We start from the raw sequence: 25184 nt of genomic DNA on the forward strand, positions 1-25184 counted from the left end.
AGGAAGTAAAAGGCCGTCTGAACAGTGTTTCAGACGGCCTTTCTGCTTTTAGAACAGATTGATAACCCAACTTACGCAACCCTAAAAACCGAATGCCAATTTCTTAACCATGCTATTCAAATTTATTTGAACGATTTTCTCTGACCTGCCAACCTTAACAATCACTATTAAAATGCGCGCCGATGTTTTGCCGCCTTGCGTATGCGGCTTGGGCGACGGCGAGGCTGCATTCGAGTAGGTTGCGGTTTTCGTATTCGGACGCGGTGTGCGGTTCGGCTTGATTTTGCTTCCAAAGCCGCAGTTGGGCGATGGCGCGGCGCAGGCCGGTATCGTTGCGTAGGATGCCCAGATGGCGTTGGTTGAAGGCTTGCAGGACGGGGCGGCTGAATGTGTTTTGAAGGTCGTCTGCAAAGATGCCTGCTTCGGCGGAGGGGTTTTCAGACGGCCTTGGAGACGTTTTGGCTTGGAATGCTTGTCCGTCCGCGATGGTTTGGGCGGCAAGTCTGGCGGTAACGACGCATTCGAGCAGGGAGTTGCTGGCGAGGCGGTTGGCTCCGTGCAGCCCTGTGCAGGCGGTTTCGCCTAAGGCGTAGAGCTGCGGCAGGGAGGTTCTGCCGCAGGGGTCGGTTTGGATGCCGCCGCAGGTGTAGTGTTGAACGGGGCGGACGGGGATGGCTTGGCGCGTGATGTCCAAACCGCATTGGGACAGGCAGTGCCGATGGATGGACGGGAAATGCTGACGGACGAACTCTGCGGGTTGGCGGCTGATGTCGAGCGAGACGAAGTCTTGCGTTTGTTTGGCGATTTCGGCGGCGATGGCGCGGGCAACGATGTCGCGCGGCGCGAGTTCGGCGCGGCGGTCGTAATGCGGCATAAACCGTTCGCCCGCTTGGTTGGTCAGGATGCCGCCTTCGCCGCGCACGGCTTCGGAAATCAGGAAGGTGCGTCCGTTTTCAGACGGCCTTGCCAAACCTGTGGGGTGGAATTGGATAAATTCGAGGTTTCCGACTGTGCAGCCTGCGCGTATCGCCATGGCGATGGCGTCGCCCGTGCATTCGGGTGGCGTGGTGGTGGCGGCGTAAATCTGTCCCAAGCCACCGCCTGCGAGTACGGTATGGCGGGCGCGGATGCGGTAGGTTGCTTGCGTTCGGCAGTCGAGGACGGTCAGCCCGTACGCCGCGCCTGATTCGGTTTGAACGTCCAACGCCATCTGCCGCTCGCAAACGCGGATGTTCGGGCGGCGGCGTATTTGGGCAATCAGGCTCTGCATGACGGCTTCGCCCGTGTAATCGGCGACGTGGGCGATTCGGCGGCAGGTATGCCCGCCTTCGCGCGTCAGGTGCAGGCCGTTATGATTCCGGTCGAACGCCACGCCCTGCGCCAGCAGCCATTCGATTGCCGGTTTGCCCTGCGGCAGGATGGCGCGGACGGCGGCTTCGTCGCACAAACCCGCGCCCGCTTCCAAGGTATCGGCAACGTGTTTTTCGATGTCGTCCTCTCCCGACCACGCCGCCGCAATCCCGCCTTGCGCATGACGGCTGGCGGTGTCGTCCAGCCGGTTTTTGCACAAAATGACGATGCGGAACGATTCAGGCAGCGACAGGGCGAGCGTCAGTGCCGCCAGCCCGTTTCCGGCAATCAATACGTCGCAATCGGTTTGCATGGTGTTGTCCTTGTTTGAGAGGTCGTCTGAAACGGCAATATGGACGGTAAATCAGGCGGGCCCCATACCGTTGAACGCATCCCCGCGTTTGAGTCCTGCCGCGAAGTCGAGCATACGCTGCAAAGGCAGTTTGGCGGCTTCGCCCAGCTTCCTGTCCAACAGGATTTCGTTGCGTCCGCTTGTCAGGGCGTATTTGATGCCGCCCAGCGAATTCATCGCCATCCACGGGCAGAACGCGCAGCTTTTGCAGCTTCCGCCGTTGCCTGCCGTCGGCGCGGCGATGAATTCTTTGTCGGGTGCCTGCTTTTGCATTTCGTGCAGGATGCCCAAATCGGTCGCCACGATGAATTTTTTTTCAGGGCGCGATACGGCGGCTTTCAGCAGTTTGCTGGTCGAGCCGACCACGTCGCCCAGTTCGATGACGCTTTGCGGCGATTCTGGATGTACCAGCACCACCGCGTCGGGGTGTTCCGCTTTCAACGCCGCCAGCTCCTGCCCTTTGAATTCGTTATGGACGATGCACGAACCCTGCCACAACAGCATATCCGCGCCCGTTTCGCGGCGGATGTAGTCGCCGAGGTGGCGGTCGGACCCCCAAATCAGTTTCTCGCCGCGTGATTTCAGATAGGACACGATTTCCAACGCCACCGAAGACGTTACCACCCAATCGGCACGCGCTTTCACGGCGGCGGAAGTGTTGGCGTACACCACCACCGTGCGGTCGGGATGTTGGTCGCAAAACGCTGAAAACGCTTCTTCCGGACAACCCAAATCCAAAGAACATTCCGCTTCCAAATCAGGCATCAGCACCGTTTTTTCAGGGCAGAGGATTTTCGCGCTCTCGCCCATGAAGCGCACGCCCGCCACCACCAGCGTACCGGCTTCATGTTCCGCACCGAAGCGCGCCATTTCCAGCGAATCGCCCACGCATCCGCCCGTTTCCAAAGCCAAATCCTGAATCAGCGGATCAACGTAATAATGCGCCACCAAAACCGCGTGTTTCTCCTTCAGCAAAGCCTTGATTTCGTCTTTCAGACGGCCTGCCGTCTCGCGGTCGGGCGTGTCGGCAACCTTCGCCCACGCCTGACGGATTTGGCAGGCGGAAGTCGGCGTTTGGATGAGTGGCATATCGTAGTCGAACGAGCGGCGGGCGGCGGTTTGCATGATGTTTCCTTGTAGCTGGTTTTTCAGACGGCATGAAGGTTTGCCGTTTATATTTTGAAATAGTTTTATATTATGCTCAAATTGAGTATAATATGCAAGGTCATCTGAAAACCGCTTTGGTTTACAATAAGGTTTTCTCTTGAATGAAAGCTACGCATGGATGCCTATCCTGAAACAGCAGCCAATCCGCAAAGTATCGTCGAGCTGGTTCCTGTACTGATCGCCATTACAAACGGCAGCTTGAGGGTTTTGACAGTTGTCAGAGGAGAGCTATTACCCAATGGCCTGCTTGCACCGCTTCGTCACTCTCTGCAAGCAGGGGTCAGGATGTGGGTTGCCAAACAGACATCACAGCCTATGGGCTATGTAGAACAGCTTTATACGTTTGTAGATACAAGCCGCCAAAATGAACAAGGCCTGCCTGTCTTATACGTCAGCTATTTGGGACTGGTGCGCGAGGCAGCCGACAACATCCTGCATCCCGACGCGAAATGGCAGGACTGCTACTGCTATTTTCCGTGGGAAGATTTACGTAGCGCCGGTAGGCAACATGAGACCATCGTCAGCCGCCTGCGCATTTGGGCAAACTCTGCGGACACGGAGGAAGTGCGCCAAAAGCGGCTCAAGCGCATTCATTTGTGTTGGGGGGTCGAACCGGAAAACTGGTCGGAAGAATACGTTTTGCAACGCTATGAAATGCTGTATGAGAGCGGCCTGATAGCGGAAGCCGCCGAGCCGCAGGCAAACTTTGATTTCACGCTCACAGGGCAGCCTATGCGCCACGACCATCGCCGCGTACTGGCGACAGCCTTATCCCGCCTACGCGCCAAAATCAAATACCGCCCCGTGATTTTCGAACTGATGCCGCCCGAATTTACACTGCTGCAACTGCAAAACAGCGTCGAAGCCATCAGCGGCAGATTGCTGCACAAGCAAAACTTCCGCCGCCAGATTCAGCAGCAAAACCTCATCGAGCCGTCGGATACCGGCGTATCGGGCAGCAAAGGCCGTCCTGCGCAGCTTTACCGCTTCCGCGACGACGTCCTGCCCGACAGGCTGATTTCGGACATCGGATTGCCGCTGGGCAGCCGTTAGCCCGTTTTCAGACGACATCAAACGAAGTTTTGCCCATCGGTGCAACATCAATCTTTTTCAACAAAGGAAACCCCATGCCGTCTGAAAATACCCTCTTTCCCCTGCCCGACACCCTGTTGTGCCCCATGGTGGAACAAGCCTTGAGCGAAGACTTGGGCAGGCGCGGCGACATTACGTCCGCCGCCGTCATCGCGCCCGATAAAACCGCCAAACTTTTCCTCGTCAGCCGCGAAGACGGCGTCATCGCCGGCATGGACTTGGCGCGCCTCGCCTTTCAGACGATGGATCCGTCCGTCCGCTTTCAAGCTGAAATCCAAGACGGGCAAACCGTCCGCGCAGGTCAGACGCTTGCCGCCGTCGAAGGCAACGCCCGCGCCCTGCTCGCCGCCGAACGCACCGCGCTCAACTACCTCACGCACTTAAGCGGCATCGCCACCGCCACCGCGCTTGCCGTTGCCGAAGTCGCCGAATACGGTACAGACATCGTGTGCAGCCGCAAAACCATCCCCCTGCTGCGCGTCCTGCAAAAATACGCCGTCAGGGCGGGCGGCGGCGTGAACCACCGCATGGGTTTGGACGACGCCGTACTCATCAAAGACAACCACCTCGCCTATTGCGGCAGCATCGCCCAAGCCGTTCGTCAGGCAAAACAGGCGGTCGGACCGTTGACCTGCGTGGAAGTCGAAGTGGACACGTTGGCACAACTGGACGAAGCCATCGCGGCGGGCGCGGAACGGATTTTGCTGGACAACATGGACGACGAAACCCTGAAAGAAGCGGCAAACCGCTGCCACACGCAAACCGCCCACTCCCACACCGTCTATTGCGAAGCATCGGGCGGCATCGGCTTCGACCGACTGAAGCGCGTGGCGCAAACCGGCGTGGACGGCATCGCTCTCGGCTATCTGACCCACAGCAGCCGATCGCTGGACATAGGTTTGGATTTTGTGGCATGAGTTTTAGGGTGTCGGCAGTTGTCTGATATGTCAGACAAGGAACCGCTTAACCGTAATCCGGTTATTGCCTCAGGGAGGGAATGCCGTCTGAAAGATTCTTCAGACGGCATTTTTCGTAAAGGTTGTGATGCTTTAGAAAAAACAGCATTTCAGGCAGGTATTTTGTTTGCCCGACAGCGCGGAGGCATCGGCAGGGCAGGGGAAAGGACGGGCGCGGCAGTTTTATGCCGTCTGAAAGCCCGCCTTTACGCTTGTTTGCAAAAAAAGTGGGAAAAGGAACATACAATCCTGTACAATCATCCATAAATATTTGATTTATAATACGATTTATAAAGATAATCACAATCATCCATATCTGCCGCCCGTCAATCCGCTTGGCGGGCGGCAAAGGTTTTAGGAATACCGATGAACACAATACCGCTCCACACCATACTCAAACTTATGGCGCATCCCGAACGTATGGCGATACTGATCCAACTGTTGGACAGCGAACGCAATATCGCCGAACTGGCAAAATCCTTATCCCTTCCGGCCACCGCCGTTTCCGGCCATTTGAACCGCCTGAGGGCGGGCGGTCTGGTGGACTTTACGCGTTACCACCGCATTATCGAATACCGCCTGGTTTCCGAAGAAGCAGCGGCGATTCTGCACACGGTTCGCGATTTGGAAAACAAACGCGCGGCATAGTGTTAGAATCCTTTCCTTTTGCCGTCTGAACGTTTCAGACAGCATTTTTCGGAAATGTTATGAAAATCACCACTTGGAACGTCAATTCGCTCAATGTGCGGCTGCCGCAGGTGCAAAACCTGCTTGCCGACAATCCGCCGGATATTCTTGTTTTACAAGAACTCAAGCTCGATCAGGACAAGTTTCCCGCAGCCGCCTTGCAGATGATGGGCTGGTACTGTGTTTGGAGCGGGCAGAAAACCTACAACGGCGTGGCAATCGTCAGCCGCAACGCGCCGGAAGACGTGCATATCGGGCTGCCCGCGCTGCCGGACGATCCACAACGGCGCGTGATTGCGGCAACCGTCGGCGGCGTGCGCGTCATCAATGTCTATTGCGTCAACGGCGAAGCCCTCGACAGCCCGAAATTCAAATATAAAGAACAATGGTTTGCCGCGTTAACCGAATTTGTCCGCGATGAAATGGCACGCCACGGCAAACTGGTGCTGCTGGGCGATTTCAATATCGCGCCTGCCGATGCGGACTGTTACGACCCTGAAAAATGGCACGAAAAAATCCACTGTTCGTCCGTCGAACGGCAGTGGTTTCAAAACCTGCTGGATTTGGGACTGACCGACAGCCTGCGCCAAGTCCATCCCGAAGGCGCGTTTTACACATGGTTCGACTATCGCGGCGCGATGTTCCAACGCAAACTGGGCCTGCGTATCGACCATATTTTGGTGTCGCCTGCGATGGCGGCGGCGTTGAAGGATGTCCGTGTCGATTTGGAGACGCGCGCGCTGGAGCGTCCGAGCGACCACGCGCCGGTGTGTGCGGAATTCGATTGGTAGGATGAAAGGCAGATGCCGTCTGAAACCGTTTTTCGGGTTTCAGACGGCATCTTTGTTTGAAGGTTCAAACCGTGTATCGGTAAAGCGCAATCATCAGCGGCATGGTGATGACGCACAGCAGGGTAGTGATGCCGTAAATCGCGCTTGCCTTGCGTGCGTCGTTGCCGTACACGACCGCCATTTGCGTGATGGTTGCCGCCGATGGGCTGATGGTGGCGAGAAAGCTGATGAGGACGACAGTTTCGGACAGGGCGTTGAGGTGTGCCAGCCCCGACAGTTTGACGACGGCAAGCAATATCAGCGGAATCAGAATCAGCCGCAGGAATGCCACGGCATACAGCCTTGCCGAACACAAAAGCGCGTGCGGCGGCACGGAGGCTATCAGCATTCCGGCAACAATCATGGCAACCGGCCCGATCATGCTGCCGACGGCGGCGAGGGTGTTGTCCATCAGGCGGGGCAGTTTGATTTGGAAGGCAAACATCAGCAGTCCGGTAAAAATGCAGAGGATGTTGATGTTGGTCAGGATGGTTTTCCATGAAAGCCTGACGTTGCCCGAGACCAGCAGGCGCAGGTGCGTCCAAAATAGGACGGTTTGCACGATGATGAAGCCGCCGGTGTAGATGACCCACTCCGAACCGAAAACGGACATGACCAGCGGAATAATCAGGTTGCCCGAATTGCTGTACACCATCGCGGCGTGTTCCAGACTGTCGAGCCTGAGCAGCTTTTTCAGGATTTTGCCGATGGCAATCAGCAGGATGTGGAAGAGGACGGCGAGCTTGACTGAAAGCAGCAGGCCTTGTGCCACTTCAGGCGTGTAGCCGATTTGGAAGGCGTGCAGCATTACCGACGGACTGATGAGGTAGAGGGCGATGACCGACAGCGGATAGCTGTTTTCCGATTTGAGCAGCCCTGATTTCACCAAACCGATGCCCATAAAAACAATCAGCGTCAGTTCGGCGATTTTGCCGGCAAGGAGCAGGGCGGTATCCATGGAATCACCGTGTCAGAAAAAAGGGAAAGATTGTACGCCTGCGGGCGCAAATACGGAAATGCCGTCTGAAAAGCATTCAGACGGCATTGGCGTTGCAGGGCGCGTTACATGTGCTGTGCGGCGTTGACGGCGCGTTGGTCGGGGTTGATGAGGATTTCCACCCGGCGGTTTTGTGCGCGGCCTTCAGCCGTAGCGTTGGAAGCGACCGGCATATGCGAACCGTAGCCGTAAACCGTCAGTCGTGAAGCCGCCACGCCGTGGGATTGCAGATAGTAGGCAACCGCTTGGGCGCGGTGTTGCGAAAGCGGATTGTTGACGGCATCGGAACCCGTGTTGTCGGTGTGGCCGTTGATGGTCAGCGTGGTATCCGGATATTGCACCAGCGTTTGTGCGGCAGTATTCAGCGCAAATTGCGCATTGTCGCTTAAAACCGCGCTGCCGGTGGCAAAGGTAACGTTTTCGGGCATTACCAGCTTAATCTGGTTACCTTGGCGTTGAACCTGGACTTGTGTGCCGGTAAGGCTTTGGCGGAGCCGCTGCTCTTGATAGTCCATATAACCGCCGATGCCCGCGCCGATTGCGCCGCAGGCAAGCGCGGAATTGCGTGCGCCTTTGCCGCTGTGGGTCAGTGCGCCGACGATGCCGCACACTGCCGCGCCGCCCAAACCGTACATGGCGGATTTGCTTGGGGACTGCTGTCCGGTTACAGGGTCGGCAACGCAGCCGGAAAGCGTGAGTGCGGATGCGGTCAGCACGACGGTAAAGGGTTTGAAGAAAGTCATGGTGTTTCCTTCCGTGTATATGTCAAACCGTACAACTATAAACAATCATGCCGTCCAAATAAGCGGCGTTAACCTGAAATTACCCGATTTTGCCCGAAACAACGCCGGTTTATCGTGATTTGCGCCGAAACCGCCGCCACATCCACAAAAAACGTACCTTCACATCGTAGCCGACCGAACCCGCGCCCAATATTAGCAGGGTTGCCGAAACGGGCAGGGCGAAGTGGTGTCCGATTTTATGGTAGCCCCACGCACCGATGATGCCGCCGAGCAGAAAGGCCTGCATCATGCCGCTGAGCAGCCACATTTTGGGTTTGTTGACGCGGACGTGCGGCAGGCGGGGATGGTGGGTTTTGGAGTAATACAGGGCGCGTGAGATTTCGATGCCCAAGTCGGTCGCCGTACCCGTCATGTGGGTCGAGCGGATGGCGCCGCCCGACAGAAGCGTCATCACTGTGTTGTGCATCCCCATGATGAAGCAGAGCAAGAACAGCGCGAGGGAAGGGAAGACCAAGCCTCCGTCCGTATCCCATTGCAGCGCGGTAATGCCGAACAGGCCGAAAATCAGCAGGTAAAGCGCCTCCAGCCACATCGACAACCCGTAGCTGCCCCGAAAGCGCATTTGCTGCGTCCATAAAATCACCCAGCCTGAATGCGCCGCACCCGCGATGAAACACAACACGCTGACCATCGCCACCGCTGCCGCCGTCCATTGCTTCAGATATACCATGTCCGCCAGCAACGACATCGAGCCGGTAACGTGCGACGTGTAGCGGGCAAATGCAAAAAAACCGCCGGCATTGATTGCGCCTGCCAGCAGCGACATGATGTAGCCCAATCGGCGGAAACGCGCATCCGAAATGTGGTGTTCGTGCAGGTAGGGGCGGTCGGCCTGCCAAAACGGCGGGATGTGGTGGCGGCTGCGGCGGGCGTGTTTGGCGTGGCGGTCGGATTCGTTCATAATGGGCGGACGGTTCGGAAAGCATGTTCAAGAACCGCATTTTATAGCGAAAACAATCTAGGGGCGAACTTCACAAATTTTTGAAAAGAGCGTACATTGAATCTGTTTCCGAGGAGGGTAGAACACCATGCGCCGATACATCGCGGCCGCCGCCGCAATACTCATACTGACTGCCTGCGCCACACCCGAACAGCAGGCTGCATACCGTCAGGCACAGCAACGCTACGAACAGGACCTGCAAGTCGCCCTTGCAGCGCAATGCGACCGCGAGGCCGCACAGCTTATCCGCCGTCAGTTCGATTCAGGATATGCGCCCATGCCTGATGCCGAAAGACAGATATTTAAAACACGCTATACCGAAAAGCTTTCCGATCCCATGTTCCAAGCCTGTTACAAAATGGCGTGGCAGAACTACATCTCGCAACAGCAGCTCAAAGAAGCACGCCTGTACCGCTATTACGACGACTGGGGCTATCCCTTCTACCGCCCGTGGTGGTAAACCCTTCAGACAGCATATGCCGTCCGAACCCTGCACACTGTCTATAAACCGCAATACCGTTTACAATGACCGCCTGTTTCACCACATACCCGAACGCACAATGAAAATCAGGCTGGGGCGGCACAACGCGCCCGACTTTCCACAGGGTGCCGCCGTAACCATAGGCAATTTTGACGGCGTACACCTCGGACACAAACACATCCTCCAAAAACTCCGCCTCGAAGCCGATACGCGCGGATTACCCGTCGTGGCTGTCGTTTTCGAACCCCAACCCAAAGAATTTTTCGCACTCCGCACCGGCAGGATGCCGCCGTGCCGGATCAGCCCCCTGCGCACCAAGCTCGAATTATTGGAAGGCACAGGCTGTGTCGATGCCGTCTGGGTTTTACGTTTCGATCAAAATTTTTCCGAAATATCCGCACAAGGGTTTATCGACCGCCTGCTGCGTCAAACCTTGAATACGCGTTATTTGCTCGTCGGCGACGATTTCCGTTTCGGTGCGGGGCGGGAAGGCTGTTTTGAACTTTTGGCACAACAGCCCGATATGCAAACCGAGCGTACGCCTTCCGTCATCGTCGAAGACATCCGCACCAGCAGTACCGCCGTGCGACAAGCCCTTTCAGACGGCAACCTTGCCTATGCGAAAAAACTTTTGGGACACGACTACGTTTTGGGGGGCAGGGTGGTGCACGGCAGAAAACTCGGGCGCACCCTAAACGCCCCGACTGCCAACATCCGCCTGCCCGGCCACCGTTATGCCCTCGGCGGCGTGTTTGTCGTCGAAGCGGACGGCGCGTTCGGCACGCGGCGCGGCGTGGCGAGCTTCGGCTTCAATCCCACCGTTGATAGCGGCTGTTCTCAAAAGCTGGAAGTCCACTTGTTCGACTTTCAAGGCGACCTGTACGGACAACGGCTGAACGTCCGCTTCCTGCACAAACTGCGCGACGAGGAAAAGTTTGATGGTATGGAAGAGCTGAAAAGGCAGATTGAAGCCGATATGGAAGCCGCAAAGTGTTGGTAGAAAAACCTTATACAAACCATCCGATTGGGCTACAATCAATCTTTTAACTTTTCAGACGGCATAGGGGTTTCCCGTTGTGAAATACTGTTTGAGGCGCAATGCCGTCTGAAAACCGAAATACCGCAACAATAGAGATCAAAAAATGACCGATTATAGTAAAACCGTAAACCTGCTCGAGAGCCCGTTTCCGATGCGCGGCAATCTTGCCAAGCGCGAGCCTGCGTGGCTGAAAAGCTGGTACGAGCAAAAACGCTACCAAAAACTGCGCGAAATCGCCAAAGGCCGTCCGAAGTTCATCCTGCACGACGGCCCGCCGTATGCCAACGGCGACATCCACATCGGTCACGCCGTCAACAAAATTCTCAAAGACATCATTATCCGCAGCAAAACCCAAGCCGGTTTTGACGCGCCTTATGTGCCGGGTTGGGACTGTCACGGTTTGCCTATCGAAGTGATGGTAGAAAAGCTGCACGGCAAAGACATGCCCAAAGCCCGTTTCCGCGAATTGTGCCGCGAATACGCTGCTGAACAGGTCGCCCGTCAGAAAAAAGACTTCATCCGCTTGGGCGTGTTGGGCGACTGGGACAATCCTTACCTGACCATGGATTTCAAAACCGAAGCCGATACCGTGCGTATGCTCGGCGAAATCTACAAATCCGGCTATCTCTACCGCGGCGCAAAACCGGTTCAATTCTGTTTGGACTGCGGCTCCTCATTGGCCGAAGCGGAAGTGGAATATAAAGACAAAGTATCGCCTGCGATTGACGTGGGTTATCCGTTTAAAGACACTGCCGCGCTTGCCACCGCATTCGGTTTGGCAGGTATCGAAGGCAAAGCGTTTGCCGTTATCTGGACAACCACGCCTTGGACGCTGCCGGCGAGCCAAGCCGTGTCTGCCGGTGCGGACGTGGTGTATCAATTAATCGATACGCCTACAGGCAAATTGGTATTGGCGAAAGACTTGGCAGAAGACGCACTCAAACGTTACGGTTTTTCAGACGGCATTGCTATTCTTGCCGAAACCACAGGCGACAAGCTGGAAAACCTGCATATGAATCATCCGTTCCTCGAACGCGATATTCCCATGCTCAACGGCGAACACGTTACCACCGACGCCGGTACGGGCTTGGTGCACACCGCCCCTGCGCACGGTTTGGAAGACTACGCCGTCTGCAATAAATACGGCATCGAGCTTTACAACCCCGTCAACGCCGAAGGCAAATACATTAGTGAAACGCCGCGCGTTGCTGGTATGCGCGTTTGGGAAGCCAATCCCGTTATCCTGCAATGGTTGGAAGAAACCGGCAACCTCTTAGCAAGCAGCAAAATCGAACACAGCTACGCGCACTGCTGGCGGCACAAAACGCCGTTGATTTACCGCGCGACAGGTCAATGGTTTGTCGGTATGGACAAAGCCGGTGCCGACGGTAAAACCTTGCGCGACAAAGCCATCAAGGCCGTTGATGACACCGAATTCTTCCCATCTTGGGGTCGCGCGCGCCTCGAAGCCATGATCGAGGGCCGCCCTGACTGGGTGGTTTCACGTCAACGCTATTGGGGCACGCCGATGACTTTCTTTGTTCACAAAGAAACGGGCGAGCTGCACCCGAACTCTGCCGAACTTTTGGAAAAAGTCGCGCAACGCATCGAAGAAAAAGGCATCGAAGCGTGGTTCTCTCTTGATAAGAGCGAACTCTTGAGCACGGAAGATTGCGAACATTACGACAAACTTTCCGATACGATGGACGTATGGTTCGACTCCGGTTCGACCCATTATTCCGTTGTGAAACAACGCGAAGAATTGGAATGGCCGGCTGACTTGTACCTCGAAGGCAGCGACCAACACCGCGGCTGGTTCCAATCCTCCATGCTGACCGGCTGCGCCTCTTCGATGGGTCGCGCGCCGTACAAACAGCTGCTGACCCACGGTTTCGTGGTTGACCAAAACGGCCGCAAAATGTCGAAATCCATCGGCAACGTCGTCGCGCCGCAAGAAGTCTATAACGAATTCGGCGCAGACATCCTGCGCCTGTGGGCAGCATCCACCGATTACAGCGGCGAATTGGCGATTTCCAAAGAAATCCTCAAACGCGTAACCGAAAGTTACCGCCGTATCCGCAACACCTTGAGCTTCCTGTTTGCCAACCTCAGCGACTTCAATCCTATTGAAGATGCCGTGCAACAGGCAGACATGGTGGAAATCGACCGCTACGCCGTGGTATTGGCACGTCAGCTGCAAGAGCGTCTGGCAGGCGATTACTATCCGCGCTATACCTTCCACTTTGCTGTAAAAGACATTGTTTCTTTCTGCTCGGAAGACTTGGGCGCGTTCTACCTCGATATCCTGAAAGACCGCCTCTACACCACCAAAGCCGACAGCCGCGCCCGCCGCAGCGCGCAAACCGCCCTGTACCACATCACGCGCAGTTTGGTTCTCTTGATTGCACCGATTTTGTGCTTCACCGGCGAGGAAGCATGGGACATCATCGGCGGCGGCGAAGAAGACAGCGTCCTTTTCCATACTTGGCACGAGTTCCCGACCATCAACGAAAAAGCCGAAGCCGAATTGGTGAAAAAATGGACGGCAATCCGCGAAGCACGCGAAGCAGTAACTGCCGCCATCGAGCCTTTGCGCGCCGACAAAACCGTCGGTTCGTCCTTGCAGGCGGAAGCCGAAATCACCGCGCCGGAAGAAATGGCCGGTTACCTGAACGCCTTGGGCGAAGAATTGCGCTTTGCTTTGCTGGTGTCTAAAGCAGAAGTGAAAGTAGGCAGCGAACTTGCCGTTGCCGCCAAAGCCAGCGATGGCGAAAAATGCGAACGCTGCTGGCACTACACCCACGATGTGGGCGCGGTTGCAGGCTATGAAACCGTCTGCAAACGCTGTGCAGAGAATGTCGGCGGAGAAGGCGAAACGCGCCATTACGCCTGATAAAGTTTGAGCAAATGCCGTCTGAAACCGCCGAACAGCATTTCAGACGGCATTTTTTGTGCCGCGATTTGTCTTCATAATGGCGGAGGGGTTTCAAGATTGCGGTGTTGTCGGGAATGACGGTTCGGGTATTTCACTGTGCCCGCCCGCGCCTGTCAACGGCGGGTGCATCAAAAATGCCGTCTGAAGGTTCAGACGGCATCGGTGTCGGGGAATCAGCGAGCCGTAGGGTGGGCTTCAGCCTGCTAACCCCACCAAATCCTACCCTGCGCAACTGAAGCGTCATTCCCACGAAAGTGGGAATCTAGAACGCAGGGGTGGAGCAACCGTTTTATCCGATAAGTTTCTGTGCGGACAGGTCTGGATTCCCGCCTGCGCGGGAATGACGGGTTTCAAGATTACGGCATTTGCCGTTTCGGGTACAGGCAGGGGGTTTTCGGGTAAAATGGCACTCTTTTATCCGGCTGTTGAAAAATATGTCTTCATCTGTTTCAAGTAAAATGCGCTATTGGGTATTGGCACTTGCCGCCATCGTGCTGGACCAGTGGTCGAAGTGGGCGGTGCTGTCGTTGTTTCAGTATCGGGAACGCGTCAATGTCATTCCTTCGTTTTTCGATCTGACGCTGGTGTACAACCCGGGCGCGGCGTTCAGCTTCCTTGCCGATCAGGGCGGCTGGCAAAAATACTTTTTTTTGGTGCTGGCAGTGGCGGTGAGCGCGTATTTGGTACGCGCTATCTTGCGCGACGAGTTTGCAACCCTCGGCAAAATCGGGGCGGCGATGATTATCGGCGGTGCGTTAGGCAATGTCATCGATCGCCTGATACACGGTCATGTCGTCGATTTCTTATTGTTTTATTGGCAAAATTGGTTTTATCCCGCCTTTAATATTGCCGACAGTTTTATCTGCGTCGGTGCGGTGTTGGCGGTGCTTGACAATATCGTCCATCGCAAAGATGGCAAAAAAACGTGAATGCCGTCTGAACACGGAATGTAAAACTTATGAACGGAAAAACCATCATCCTTGCCAATCCGCGCGGCTTCTGCGCCGGCGTGGATCGGGCAATCAGTATTGTCGAGCGTGCTTTGGAAGAATTCGGCGCGCCGATTTATGTGCGCCACGAAGTCGTCCACAACAAATTCGTCGTCGATAACCTGCGTGAAAAAGGCGCGGTGTTTATCGAAGACTTGGCGGAAGTGCCGCCGGGCGCGACGCTGATTTATTCGGCACACGGTGTATCGAAGGCGGTGCAGCAGGAAGCGGCGGAGCGCGGTTTCCGCGTGTTTGATGCGACTTGCCCGCTGGTTACGAAAGTGCATAAGGAAGTCGCCCGACTGGATGCCCAAGACTGTGAAATCATCATGATCGGGCATAAGGGGCACGTTGAGGTCGAAGGAACGATGGGGCAGCTTGCGCCGGGCAAAATGCTTTTGGTCGAAACGGTCGGAGATGTGGCAAAACTCGAAGTCAGAAACCCCGACAAACTCGCCTATGTCAGCCAAACCACGCTCTCGGTCGATGAAACCAAAGACATCATTGCCGCGCTGAACGCGCGTTTCCCCAATATCCGCAATCCGCACAAGGAAGACATCTGCTATGCGACGACCAACCGGCAAACCGCCGTCAAAGAGCTGGCGGAACAGTGCGACATCGTGATTGTGGTCGGTTCGCCCAATTCGTCCAACAGCAATCGCCTGCGCGAAGTGGCGGCAGGCATCGGGACCGATGCGTATATGGTGGACAACGCGTCCTACCTGCAACGCGCGTGGTTTGAGGGCAAAAACAAAGTCGGCGTAACGGCAGGCGCGTCCGCGCCCGAAGTATTGGTGCAGGAAGTACTGGCAACCATACGCGGGTGGGGGCATGAAACCGTACGCGAAGGGGAGGGTGCGGAAGAAAGCATCGTGTTCGTCCTGCCCAAAGAGCTGCGCCGCGAGGGCGAAACCAAACCCGATTTGTGCAAGCGTTGAATGTTTGGGTAAAACAAATGCCGTCTGAACAACCTTCAGACGGTATTTGTTTCGAGTGTCTGATGCGGAAACCAATCAGGCGTAATGTTGTGCAAGAAAACCGGGCAGTTCGGACAAGTCGTCCAATACGGCGAGATGCGGTGCGCTAAGGAGCTGTTCGCGCGAATGTGCGCCGGTGGCAACGCCGACTGCCGCCGCGCCTGCGTTTGCCGCCATATGCAGGTCATGCGCCGTATCGCCGACGACCAATGCCTCTTTCGGGTCGAGTCCCAGTTCGCCGCAGAGTCCGAATACCATTTCGGGCGAGGGTTTGGAGGGATATTCCCCCGCGCAGGCGGTGGCGAGCCAATAGCCGCCGGTGGCGGTTTGGCTGATGGCGTTGTCCAAACCCGCCCGCCCTTTGCCCGTGGCGACGGCAAGCCAGTATCCTTGTGCTTTGAGCTTGTCCAGACAGGGCAGGGCATCGGGAAAGAGCGTCATATTGCGGTTGTTGGGATTGAGGTAATGTGCGGAATAAGTGCGTGTGATGTCGGCAACTGCGGTTTCAGACGGCATTTCGAGCAGGGTGCGGATGATTTCGGGCAGGCTGTAGCCGATCAGGCTGCGGACGCGCTCCGCTTCGGGCGGCGGAAAACCGCATTCGGCGAAGCTGCGGCGCATGGTGTCGATGATGGGTTGGGTCGTATCGGCAAGCGTGCCGTCCCAGTCGAAGATGATGAGTTTGGGCGGGGTCATAGCAGGTTGGTTGCAGTAAAAAAGCAGATTTTATGCGGAAAACGCAGACGTGTCGCATTTTCGACAAAATTTGTCGGCTGAGCGATATGTTTTTCCGAACAAGCCGCGTTGTGCTTTATTAAAATAGAACCATTATCATTTATGTGAATGGGACAGTTTATGTCAGTTTTCCGCATCAATATGACCGCCGCCACGGTTTTGGCAGCACTTTCGTCTTCGGTTTTTGCCGCACAAACGGCGGATTTGGAAACCGTCCATATTAAGGGTCAGCGTTCTTACAACGCGATTGCCACCGAGAAAAACGGCGATTACAGCTCGTTTGCCGCCACCGTTGGTACAAAAATCCCCGCTTCTTTGCGCGAAATTCCGCAATCCGTCAGCATCATCACCAACCAGCAGGTCAAAGACCGCAATGTCGATACGTTTGACCAGTTGGCGCGCAAAACGCCCGGTTTGCGCGTGTTGAGCAACGACGACGGACGCTCTTCGGTTTACGCGCGCGGTTACGAATACAGCGAATACAACATCGACGGCCTGCCCGCGCAGATGCAGAGTATCAACGGCACGCTGCCCAACCTGTTTGCCTTCGACCGCGTGGAAGTGATGCGCGGGCCGAGCGGACTGTTCGACAGCAGCGGCGAGATGGGCGGTATCGTGAATCTGGTGCGCAAACGCCCGACCAAAGCGTTCCAAGGTCATGCTGCGGCAGGGTTCGGTACGCACAAACAATATAAAGCCGAGGCGGACGTATCGGGCAGCCTCAATTCAGACGGCAGCGTGCGCGGCCGCGTGATGGCGCAGACCGTCGGCGCGTCTCCGCGTCCCGCCGAGAAAAACAACCGGCACGAAACCTTCTACGCGGCGGCGGATTGGGACATCAACCCCGATACGGTTTTGGGCGCGGGCTATCTTTACCAGCAACGCCACCTCGCGCCGTACAACGGCTTGCCAGCCGATGCCAATAACAAATTGCCGTCCCTGCCGCAACACGTATTTGTCGGCGCGGATTGGAACCGATTCAAAATGAACAGCCACGACGTGTTCGCCGATTTGAAACATTACTTCGGCAACGGCGGCTACGGCAAAGTCGGTATGCGCTATTCCGACCGGAAAGCCGATTCTAATTACACGTTTGCGGGCAGCAAACTCAACAATGCCGGAAAAGCCAACGTGGCGGGTTTGGGTACGGACATCAAACAAAAAGCCTTTGCGGTTGACGCAAGTTACAGCCGGCCGTTTGCCTTGGGCAACACTGCAAACGAATTTGTGATTGGTGCGGACTACAACCGTTTCCGCAGCACCAACGAAAAAGGAAGTAGTTCGACTGTTAAAAGCAATATCGCCTTGGGCGATTTCCACTCCGCCTCCTATGTTGATTTGATACAAAATGCCCGTGCCGGCGCGCACGGCTACAAGCATACCCTTGACACCGAAAACCTTGATAAATTCGGCGTTTACGGCAAATCCGTCTTCCATCCTGCCGACGGGCTGTCGCTCATCGGCGGCGGACGTTTGGGACACTACAAAATCGAAGCGGGCGAAGGCGACGAGTTGCACAAAGCCAGCAAAACCAAGTTCACCGGCTACGCAGGCGCGGTTTATGATATAGACGGCAGCAACAGCCTGTACGCCAGCTTCTCCCAACTCTACACACCGCAAACCAGCCTCGGCACCGACGGCAAGCTGCTCAAACCGCGCCAAGGCAACCAGTTTGAAGTCGGCTACAAAGGCAGCCACATGGACGACCGCCTCAATACCCGGGTTTCGTTCTACCGCCTGAAAGACAAAAATGCCGCCGCACCGCTGGACCCAAACAACAAAAAAACCCGTTACGCCGCATTGGGCGAGCGCGTGATGGAAGGTGTTGAGACCGAAATCAGCGGCGCGGTTACACCGAAATGGCAAATCCATGCAGGTTACAGCTATCTGCACAGCCAAATCAAAACCGCCTCCAATTCGCGCGACGACGGCATCTTCCTACTGATGCCCAAACACAGCGCAAACTTGTGGACGACTTACCAAGTTACGTCCGGGCTGACCATCGGCGGCGGCGTGAACGCGATGAGCGGCATTACTTCATCTGCAGGGATGCATGCAGGCGGTTATGCCACGTTCGATGCGATGGCGGCATACCGCTTCACGCCCAAGCTGAAGCTGCAAATCAACGCCGACAACATCTTCAACCGCCATTACTACGCCCGCGTCGGCAGCGCGAACACCTTTAACATTCCCGGTTCGGAGCGCAGCCTGACGGCAAACCTGCGTTACAGTTTTTAAAGACCAATATGCCGTCTGAAACGGCAGCCGCAGCATAATCAAACCACAACAAGCTGCGCGGCATACCCTATGCTCTCACAACTGGAGTATGGCATTGCGAAGGAAAACAGACCGAACCGGCAGGCAGACCGCTTTGCCGGTTCGGTTTTACCGCTTGCCGCCAGTCTGACCCACAAGCCGAACATCATGAAACCCATACCGACCGACACATTCCAACCTGCCATACTGTCCCAAGCCTTTGAAACCGAAATCAAATCCACCTGCACGGGGCGAATCTATCGGATTCAGACGGCAACACTCGGCGAAATGCCGTCTGAAGGCTATCCCGTCCTCTTTGTCCTCGACGGCGAAGCCTTTTTTCCCGCGCTGTACAACATCATGCAGTCGCTGATGCCCAACCCCGTTACCCGAAGCAACGCCCCCTGCCTGATTGTCGGTATCGGCTACACGACAGGCAGTGTGCGCGACCTGACGCAACGTGCCGCCGACTACACGCCGCCGCTTGGAGACAACGCCACAGCAGACGAACGGCAGCAGTTCGGACAGGCAGACCGCTTCGCCGCCTTTATCGACAGCGAACTGACCGCCTTTTTAGAAAGCAAATACCGGCTGGACAAAAATGAAACCGCCGTATTCGGGCATTCGTTCGGCGCACTGTTCGGACTGTATTCCCTACTTTCCCACCGCCGTTTCAGACGGCATTGGCTCGTATCCCCCTCGATTTGGTGGCACAACAGGCGGATACTCGGCTTTATGCCGTCTGAAAACCGGCTGGACGGCATCGAGGTCTGCCTCAACATCGGCGCGCTCGAACGGGGCAGCGATTGCAAACGCAGGGAAGAACGCGACATGGCAGGGCAGGCCGAACAAATGGCGGCAGAGTTGGACAGGCGCGGGGCCGCCGTCTTTTTCAGGGAATATCCGAATGCCGACCACGGCAATGTCCCGTTTCACTCGCTGACCGATTGCGTCGAATATTTGAGGAAGGCTTGGCAGAGGTAGGCATCAGTGGCGGACATAAAGGCATTTCTCACCGCAAAGCCGGAAGCCCAAAAAACCGACATCGCCGCATTGGTGCGTAAGCAGGCAGCGATTGCATACCGCACAGACAAGAAAATCGAAGATAACGGCTTATCGCGTGACAAACCGGCGGAAATTCCGCCCGTGCCCTTAAACCGCACACGGCAGATACCGTTCGCAAAGGCAATGTGCAACTTTGCCCGAAACAATCCGCCTTTCAACCCTTGTAAGGACGAACGGCAAAGGACGGAACAGCCCGCACAATACGCGAAAGCGGACAAGCCCCAAGTTTTAGTAATGGATGCGGCAAAATAGAAAACCGCCCGTTAATCAGGCGGTTTTGGTGGTCTATTGACTTAAAAGCACAATCAAGGCTAGAATAACCCTAGCATCAATCGTAACAGTCAATTGCAAAATTCCTATGGTAAGAGAGATTTGCATTTGGATGTTTCCTGTAAAGTTTCAAAACTAGGCAGGAATGCAAAAAATCCCCTTGTTCTCAGGCTTGGGGATTTTTGTTTGTGCCTGCCGCTTTTTTAAAGTTCGCGCCCGAACCCGTCTCATAAAATCCCTTATATATTGCACCCCGTCAAAGGGGCGCATTACTTTTCTCTCATTTCGCAGTGCCACAATGCTTGCGGCTTGCCGTAAGCTTGCAGCGGCGTTGTCGCTCCCGTTCTCATTTTATCTTGATATAAAAATCCCTGCTTCAGGCCGTCTGAAACAGGGATAGATTAATTTAACGGACGGGCGGGCATTTTTTTCAGACGGCACGGTCTGATTTCTTTGCCCGGTTTGTCGATTTGGTATTTTTGGAATGAAAGGGCGGTTTTGATACCGATACTTTGGAAAATGCCGTTTTTCCCTTTGGTGCTGTCTGTGTCATGTACACGGATATCAATCGCCCCGGTTGCTCTATTTAGACTGGCGAAATAACCAAAAAATACGTTTTTCTTGGTAGTTACTTTTATTCAATCATTCGAATAAAGTACGAATGAAACCGATTTTGGGCTTCAGACGGCATTTATATTTTGGGTTACCAGTTGACACGCACCGACCGGCTGCCGAGCAATGTTTCCAGTTCGCCGAACAATGCGGAACTCGGTGTAACCGTCCATTTCGGCGGCATTTGAAGCCTGCCCGACGCTTTTCCGTTGGCATACGACAGTTGCAGTGGGATGCGCGGTGTGTCGGGCAGTTGGTGGGCGGCGAGCAGTTGTACCAGTCCGCCGATGTCGTGGCCGGGGGCGAGGGCGAGGCTGAGGCTGCGGGCGTAGCGTTCGCGCGCCGTTTGTAGGGTCATGACTTGGTTGGCCAGAATACGCAGCCCGTCGCCGCCGCCGTAGTCGTCGCGGCTGACTTTGGATTCGATAATCAGCACTTGGTCGGCTTTGAGGCAGTCGGCGCAGTTTTCCAACGTCTGTCCGCCGATCATGATTTCAACCTGCCCGCTCAAATCTTCAAGGCTGACGAAGGCGATTTTGCCGCGCTTGCCCATCATCGTACGCACGGCGGTAACGAATCCGGCGAGGCGCACGCTGTCTTGCGGTTTGAGTTTCGACAGTTTCTGCGGGGCGATTTGGCGGACTTCTTGGGCATACGGGCCGAACGGGTGGCCGGACAGGTAGAAGCCGATGACGGTTTTTTCTTCGGCGAGTTTTTCCGACTCGCTCCACATGGGCGCGTCGACGAGCCGCACCGGTTCGATGGCGTCTTCCATCATGTCGAAAAGTCCGCCCTGATTGGTGTTGGCGGCTTTTTGGTCGGCGTTGTCCATAGCGAGGTCGATGTTCGCCAAGAGCATGGCGCGGTTGGGTTCGATGCTGTCGAACGCGCCACCGCGTATCAGGGCCTCGAGGGTGCGGCGGTTCATGTGTTCTTTGCCGACGCGCTCGCAGAAGTCCAAGAGGCTGGTAAACTTGCCGCCGCTTTGCCGCGCGGCGATGATGGATTCGACGGCGGCTTCGCCCGTGCCTTTAATCGCGCCGAGCGCGTAGCGGATTTTCATGTCCGGATACGGCGTGAAGCGGTAGTCGGATTCGTTGATGTCGGGCGGCAGGAACTCAATGCCGTTGGCGCGGCAGTCGTCGTAGAAATGCTTGAGCTGGTCGGTGTTGTCCAATTCAGACGACATGGTTGCCGCCATAAATTCGGCGGGGTAGTGCGCCTTGAGCCATGCGGTCTGGTAGGAAATCAGGGCGTAGGCGGCGGCGTGGGATTTGTTGAAACCGTAGCCGGCGAATTTTTCCATATAGTTGAAGATTTCGTCGGATTTTTCGCGCGAAATACCTTGTTTTGCCGCGCCTTCGGCGAAGATTTCGCGGTGTTTCACCATTTCTTCGGGCTTTTTCTTACCCATGGCGCGGCGCAGCAGGTCCGCGCCGCCGAGCGAGTAGCCGCCGATAATCTGCGCCGCCTGCATCACTTGTTCCTGATACACCATAATGCCGTAGGTCGGCGCGAGGATGCCTTCGAGCAGCGGATGGATGTATTGGAATTCCTGGCCTTTCATGCGCGCGACGAAGTCGGGGATGTTGTCCATCGGGCCGGGGCGGTAGAGCGATACGAAGGCGATGAGTTCTTCAAACTTGGTCGTATGCGCCGTTTTCAGCATTTTTTTCATGCCGGTCGACTCGAACTGGAACACGGCGGTGGTGTTCGCATCGCGGAAGATTTGGTAGGCGACCTGGTCGTCGAGCGGGATTGTGCCGACATCAACGATATCGCCGGTGGTGTTTTTGATGTTGTTCTGCGCCATTTCGATAATGGTCAGGTTGCGTAGGCCCAAAAAGTCGAATTTCACCAAACCCACGTCTTCCACGTCGCCCTTGTCGTACATGGATACGGGCGAGGCGGATTCGTCCGCCTGATACACGGGGCTGTAATCGGAAATCTTGCCCGGCGCAATCAACACGCCGCCCGCGTGCATACCCAAACCGCGCGTCAGGTCTTCCAGCTTTTTCGCCAGCGTAATCAGTTCGTCCGCTTCTTCCGCTTCGATTAATTCCTGAATCTGCGGCTCTGCCTTCATCGCGTCGTCCAAACCCAAAGGTTTGTTGGCTTCCAACGGAATCAGCTTGGACAGTTTGTCGCACAGCATAAACGGCAGCTCCAGCACGCGCCCTACGTCGCGGATGACTGCTTTGGACGACATCGTGCCGAAGGTAACAATCTGGCTGACCGCTTCCGCACCGTATTTTTCGCGTACATATTCAATCACGCGGCCGCGGTTGCTTTGGCAAAAGTCCACGTCGAAGTCGGGCATAGAAACGCGTTCGGGGTTTAGGAAACGCTCGAACAGCAGCGCGTATTTGAGCGGATCAAGGTCGGTAATCTTCAGCGAATACGCCACCAGCGAACCCGCGCCCGAACCGCGTCCCGGCCCTACCGGACAGCCGTGTGTTTTCGCCCAGTTGATAAAGTCTTGTACGATAAGGAAATAGCCGGGGAATTTCATCTGGATGATGATGTTCAGCTCAAAATCCAAACGTTCCTGATATTCCGGCATTTTTGCCGCCCGCTCCGCCTCGTCGGGATAAAGCTGAACCATGCGTTCCTGCAAGCCCTCATTGGAGAGTTTGATGAGATAGTCATCGAGTGATAAACCGTCGGGCGTGGGGAAAAGGGGCAGGAAGTTTTTGCCCAATGTGATGTGCAGATTGCAGCGTTTGGCAATTTCCACCGTGTTTTCGAGGGCTTCGGGTAAATCGGCGAAACGTTCGGCCATCGTTTCCGGCGGAATGAAAAACTGGCTCGGTGTGAAATCGCGCGGACGTTTCTTGTCCGTCAATACCCAGCCGCCTGCGATACACACCCGCGCCTCGTGCGCGTTGAAATCGTCGCGGCTCATAAACTGCGTCGGATGCGTCGCCACCACCGGCAAACCCAGTTCCTCCGCCAGCTTCACGCTGCCCGAAACGCAAGCCTCCCATTCGGGACGCTCGGGCAGGCGTTGCAGCTCTAAATAAAATGCATCGGGAAACCACGCTGCATATTTCAACGCCGCCGCCCGCGCCGCGTCTTCATTGCCGTTCAACAGATTCACGCCCACTTCGCCGTAATGCGCGCCGCTCAAACAAATCAAGCCGCTGTTGTCGCCGTTTTCCAGCCATTCGGGATTGAGTTCCGCGTGATGGACATTGCGGTCTTTGCCGACATAGGCCGCCGTCAAAAGCTCGCTCAAACGCAGATAGCCCGCATCGTTGCGGATAATCAGCATAGCGCGGAACGGCTTGTCGGGCGCATTCGGATTGCCTATCCATACGTCCGCCGCGCCGACGGGCTTAATCCCCGCGCTGCGGCAGGCTTTATAGAATTTCACCAAACCGAATTCGTTCATCAAATCGCTGATGCCCAAAGCAGGCAAACCGTATTCCTGCGCTTTGGCAATCAGTTTTTTAATCCGCACCATACCGTCGGTAATCGAAAACTCGGTATGCAGGCGCAGGGGGATGTAGGTCGGCTCGGTCATGGCAAAATCGGCGTGAACAATAAAAGGCGTATTGTAGCAGGGTTGTCTTTAGATGGCGGTGTAGGTAATGCTGTTTCGGATTCAGACGGCATGACCTGCAAATGTTTTTGAGCTTTTACGACGGCAAAAAAATGCCTCCTACCGTGTGGTGGAGGCTTCCCAAGGAGTATTGATAGATATAAAGGACTATCAAACTAGTTATAAAGAACTATATACCTTATTCGGACGGATGGCAAGCAGTTAAATTAATTTTACGTTCAAACAGGTTTTTGATTTCGTTTTGATGGCTGATGCCGATGACCAGCGTATCGGGCAGTTCGCGTTTGAGGAGGTGCATCAGCGTCAATGCGGATTCGTCGGGGAACAGGATTTGCAGCCTGCTGTTGGGCAGGATTTCTCTGACCGGATGGCGGCATACGGGGGTTCAGACGGCATTTTTACGGAACAGGCGGTGCGGATACATCGCTGGTTTTGCGGTAATTTTGGGTACGGCGGCGGCAGGTGCTACAATAACGACCTCTTTCTGCAAGGGAACATCATGGAAGCCACCGTCTATCTCGAAGACAACGAATACATCGCCTTGTGCGACCTCTTGAAATTAGCCGGACTTGCCGAAAGCGGCGGACAGGCAAAAGCATTTATCGCCGAAGGGCTGGTGTTGCGCAACGGCGAAACCGAAATCCGCAAAACCGCCAAAATACGCGGCGGCGAAGTCATCGAGTTTGACGGCGCGCGCTTGGAAATCGCCGATGGATACGACCCTGAAGAATAAAGCCGAAGCCCTTTTGGGCGAGCCGCTTTTAGACGAACCCGTCCGCCCTGAATCGTGGGAATGTTGCGGCAGCGACTGCGGCGAGGCGTGCATTCAGACGATTTATTGGGCAGATAAGGCCCGCTACGACGCGCAACGGCGGAAATTGAAAGAAGCGGGTTGGTCGGACGATGCCGTCTGAAAACGGTTCGGCTTGATATAGTGAATTAACAAAAATCAGGACAAGGCGGCGAGCCGCAGACAGTACAAATAGTACGGCAAGGCGAGCCAACGCTGTACCGGTTTAAATTTAATTCACTATAAAACCACGTTTTCAGACAGTCTTTTATAGTAGATTAAAATTGAAAACGGTC

22 protein-coding genes and 1 pseudogene are annotated in these 25184 nt (G+C 55.5%); 14 read left to right on the forward strand and 9 right to left on the reverse strand.

Going from position 1 to position 25184, the window contains the following annotated elements:
- Nucleotides 1–154 precede the first annotated feature (154 nt).
- Together nadB and nadA are read right to left on the reverse strand one after the other, a co-directional pair.
- Nucleotides 155–1663, reverse strand: a complete 1509-nt coding sequence (gene nadB, locus KEM39_RS00080; RefSeq protein ID WP_118997035.1) for an L-aspartate oxidase — start codon at nt 1661–1663, stop codon at nt 155–157.
- 51 nt (nt 1664–1714) lie between these two features.
- On the reverse strand, nt 1715–2827 hold the full coding sequence (nadA, locus tag KEM39_RS00085; RefSeq protein WP_118997034.1) for a quinolinate synthase NadA: 1113 nt from the start codon (nt 2825–2827) through the stop codon (nt 1715–1717).
- Between the two features lie 156 nt (nt 2828–2983).
- On the opposite strand from nadA, the gene KEM39_RS00090 reads away from it, so the two are divergent.
- From KEM39_RS00090 to xth, 4 genes are all read left to right on the forward strand, one after another.
- The gene (locus KEM39_RS00090; RefSeq protein WP_118997033.1) at nt 2984–3922 is read left to right on the forward strand and encodes an NUDIX hydrolase; all 939 of its coding nucleotides are present in this window, start codon (nt 2984–2986) and stop codon (nt 3920–3922) included.
- A gap of 74 nt (nt 3923–3996) precedes the next feature.
- Entirely contained in the window at nt 3997–4878 is an 882-nt protein-coding gene (nadC, locus tag KEM39_RS00095) for a carboxylating nicotinate-nucleotide diphosphorylase (RefSeq protein ID WP_118997032.1), read from the forward strand.
- A gap of 405 nt (nt 4879–5283) precedes the next feature.
- Nucleotides 5284–5565 (forward strand): ArsR/SmtB family transcription factor, encoded by a 282-nt coding sequence (locus tag KEM39_RS00105; RefSeq protein ID WP_118997031.1) that lies wholly within the window; start codon nt 5284–5286, stop codon nt 5563–5565.
- A gap of 59 nt (nt 5566–5624) precedes the next feature.
- Nucleotides 5625–6395, forward strand: coding sequence for an exodeoxyribonuclease III (gene xth, locus KEM39_RS00110; RefSeq protein ID WP_211709441.1), 771 nt, complete (start codon nt 5625–5627; stop codon nt 6393–6395).
- Nucleotides 6396–6459: 64 nt separating this feature from the next.
- On the opposite strand, the gene KEM39_RS00115 is transcribed toward xth, so the two are convergent.
- From KEM39_RS00115 to KEM39_RS00125, 3 genes are all read right to left on the reverse strand, one after another.
- Nucleotides 6460–7392 (reverse strand): AEC family transporter, encoded by a 933-nt coding sequence (locus tag KEM39_RS00115; RefSeq protein ID WP_118997029.1) that lies wholly within the window; start codon nt 7390–7392, stop codon nt 6460–6462.
- Nucleotides 7393–7496: 104 nt separating this feature from the next.
- Nucleotides 7497–8174, reverse strand: coding sequence for an OmpA family protein (locus tag KEM39_RS00120; RefSeq protein ID WP_118997028.1), 678 nt, complete (start codon nt 8172–8174; stop codon nt 7497–7499).
- A gap of 109 nt (nt 8175–8283) precedes the next feature.
- The gene (locus KEM39_RS00125; protein WP_118997027.1) at nt 8284–9135 is read right to left on the reverse strand and encodes a YoaK family protein; all 852 of its coding nucleotides are present in this window, start codon (nt 9133–9135) and stop codon (nt 8284–8286) included.
- Nucleotides 9136–9262: 127 nt separating this feature from the next.
- On the opposite strand from KEM39_RS00125, the gene KEM39_RS00130 reads away from it, so the two are divergent.
- The 5 genes from KEM39_RS00130 to ispH all read left to right on the forward strand — a co-directional run bounded on the left by KEM39_RS00130 (nt 9263) and on the right by ispH (nt 15556).
- Nucleotides 9263–9634, forward strand: coding sequence for a hypothetical protein (locus KEM39_RS00130; RefSeq protein ID WP_118997026.1), 372 nt, complete (start codon nt 9263–9265; stop codon nt 9632–9634).
- Nucleotides 9635–9734: 100 nt separating this feature from the next.
- Nucleotides 9735–10655, forward strand: coding sequence for a bifunctional riboflavin kinase/FAD synthetase (gene ribF, locus KEM39_RS00135; RefSeq protein ID WP_107859434.1), 921 nt, complete (start codon nt 9735–9737; stop codon nt 10653–10655).
- A gap of 142 nt (nt 10656–10797) precedes the next feature.
- Entirely contained in the window at nt 10798–13587 is a 2790-nt protein-coding gene (ileS, locus tag KEM39_RS00140) for an isoleucine--tRNA ligase (protein WP_211709442.1), read from the forward strand.
- A 476-nt stretch (nt 13588–14063) separates the two neighbouring features.
- Complete coding sequence (lspA, locus tag KEM39_RS00145) at nt 14064–14558, forward strand: signal peptidase II (protein WP_101129459.1); 495 nt, start codon at nt 14064–14066, stop codon at nt 14556–14558.
- A gap of 29 nt (nt 14559–14587) precedes the next feature.
- Nucleotides 14588–15556 (forward strand): 4-hydroxy-3-methylbut-2-enyl diphosphate reductase, encoded by a 969-nt coding sequence (gene ispH, locus KEM39_RS00150; protein ID WP_101129460.1) that lies wholly within the window; start codon nt 14588–14590, stop codon nt 15554–15556.
- A 75-nt stretch (nt 15557–15631) separates the two neighbouring features.
- On the opposite strand, the gene KEM39_RS00155 is transcribed toward ispH, so the two are convergent.
- The gene (locus tag KEM39_RS00155) at nt 15632–16291 is read right to left on the reverse strand and encodes an HAD family hydrolase (protein ID WP_118997024.1); all 660 of its coding nucleotides are present in this window, start codon (nt 16289–16291) and stop codon (nt 15632–15634) included.
- A 159-nt stretch (nt 16292–16450) separates the two neighbouring features.
- Between KEM39_RS00155 and KEM39_RS00160 the strand changes: the two genes are divergently transcribed.
- The 3 genes from KEM39_RS00160 (at nt 16451) to KEM39_RS00170 (ending at nt 19903) form a co-directional block, all read left to right on the forward strand.
- Nucleotides 16451–18568, forward strand: a complete 2118-nt coding sequence (locus tag KEM39_RS00160) for a TonB-dependent siderophore receptor (RefSeq protein ID WP_192886287.1) — start codon at nt 16451–16453, stop codon at nt 18566–18568.
- A gap of 69 nt (nt 18569–18637) precedes the next feature.
- On the forward strand, nt 18638–19570 hold the full coding sequence (locus KEM39_RS00165; protein ID WP_118997022.1) for an alpha/beta hydrolase: 933 nt from the start codon (nt 18638–18640) through the stop codon (nt 19568–19570).
- A 6-nt stretch (nt 19571–19576) separates the two neighbouring features.
- The gene (locus KEM39_RS00170; RefSeq protein ID WP_118997021.1) at nt 19577–19903 is read left to right on the forward strand and encodes a hypothetical protein; all 327 of its coding nucleotides are present in this window, start codon (nt 19577–19579) and stop codon (nt 19901–19903) included.
- Between the two features lie 419 nt (nt 19904–20322).
- On the opposite strand, the pseudogene KEM39_RS11440 reads toward KEM39_RS00170, so the two are convergent.
- The 3 genes and pseudogenes from KEM39_RS11440 to KEM39_RS11795 form a co-directional block, all read right to left on the reverse strand.
- Nucleotides 20323–20559: pseudogene (locus KEM39_RS11440) on the reverse strand (hypothetical protein); the annotation flags it as partial.
- A 65-nt stretch (nt 20560–20624) separates the two neighbouring features.
- The gene (gene dnaE, locus KEM39_RS00175; protein WP_211709443.1) at nt 20625–24059 is read right to left on the reverse strand and encodes a DNA polymerase III subunit alpha; all 3435 of its coding nucleotides are present in this window, start codon (nt 24057–24059) and stop codon (nt 20625–20627) included.
- Between the two features lie 217 nt (nt 24060–24276).
- Nucleotides 24277–24405: a hypothetical protein gene (locus KEM39_RS11795; protein ID WP_275068392.1), complete on the reverse strand. Its 129-nt coding sequence runs from the start codon at nt 24403–24405 to the stop codon at nt 24277–24279.
- Nucleotides 24406–24597: 192 nt separating this feature from the next.
- On the opposite strand from KEM39_RS11795, the gene KEM39_RS11445 reads away from it, so the two are divergent.
- Together KEM39_RS11445 and KEM39_RS00185 are read left to right on the forward strand one after the other, a co-directional pair.
- Entirely contained in the window at nt 24598–24831 is a 234-nt protein-coding gene (locus tag KEM39_RS11445) for an RNA-binding S4 domain-containing protein (protein WP_025458008.1), read from the forward strand.
- Entirely contained in the window at nt 24809–25012 is a 204-nt protein-coding gene (locus KEM39_RS00185; protein ID WP_118779943.1) for an oxidoreductase-like domain-containing protein, read from the forward strand. The genes KEM39_RS11445 and KEM39_RS00185 overlap by 23 nt, the downstream gene beginning before the upstream one ends.
- Nucleotides 25013–25184: the final 172 nt, after the last annotated feature.

It is taken from the genome of Neisseria sp. Marseille-Q1983 (genome assembly GCF_018224585.1).
Classification (GTDB): Bacteria; Pseudomonadota; Gammaproteobacteria; order Burkholderiales; family Neisseriaceae; genus Neisseria; species Neisseria polysaccharea.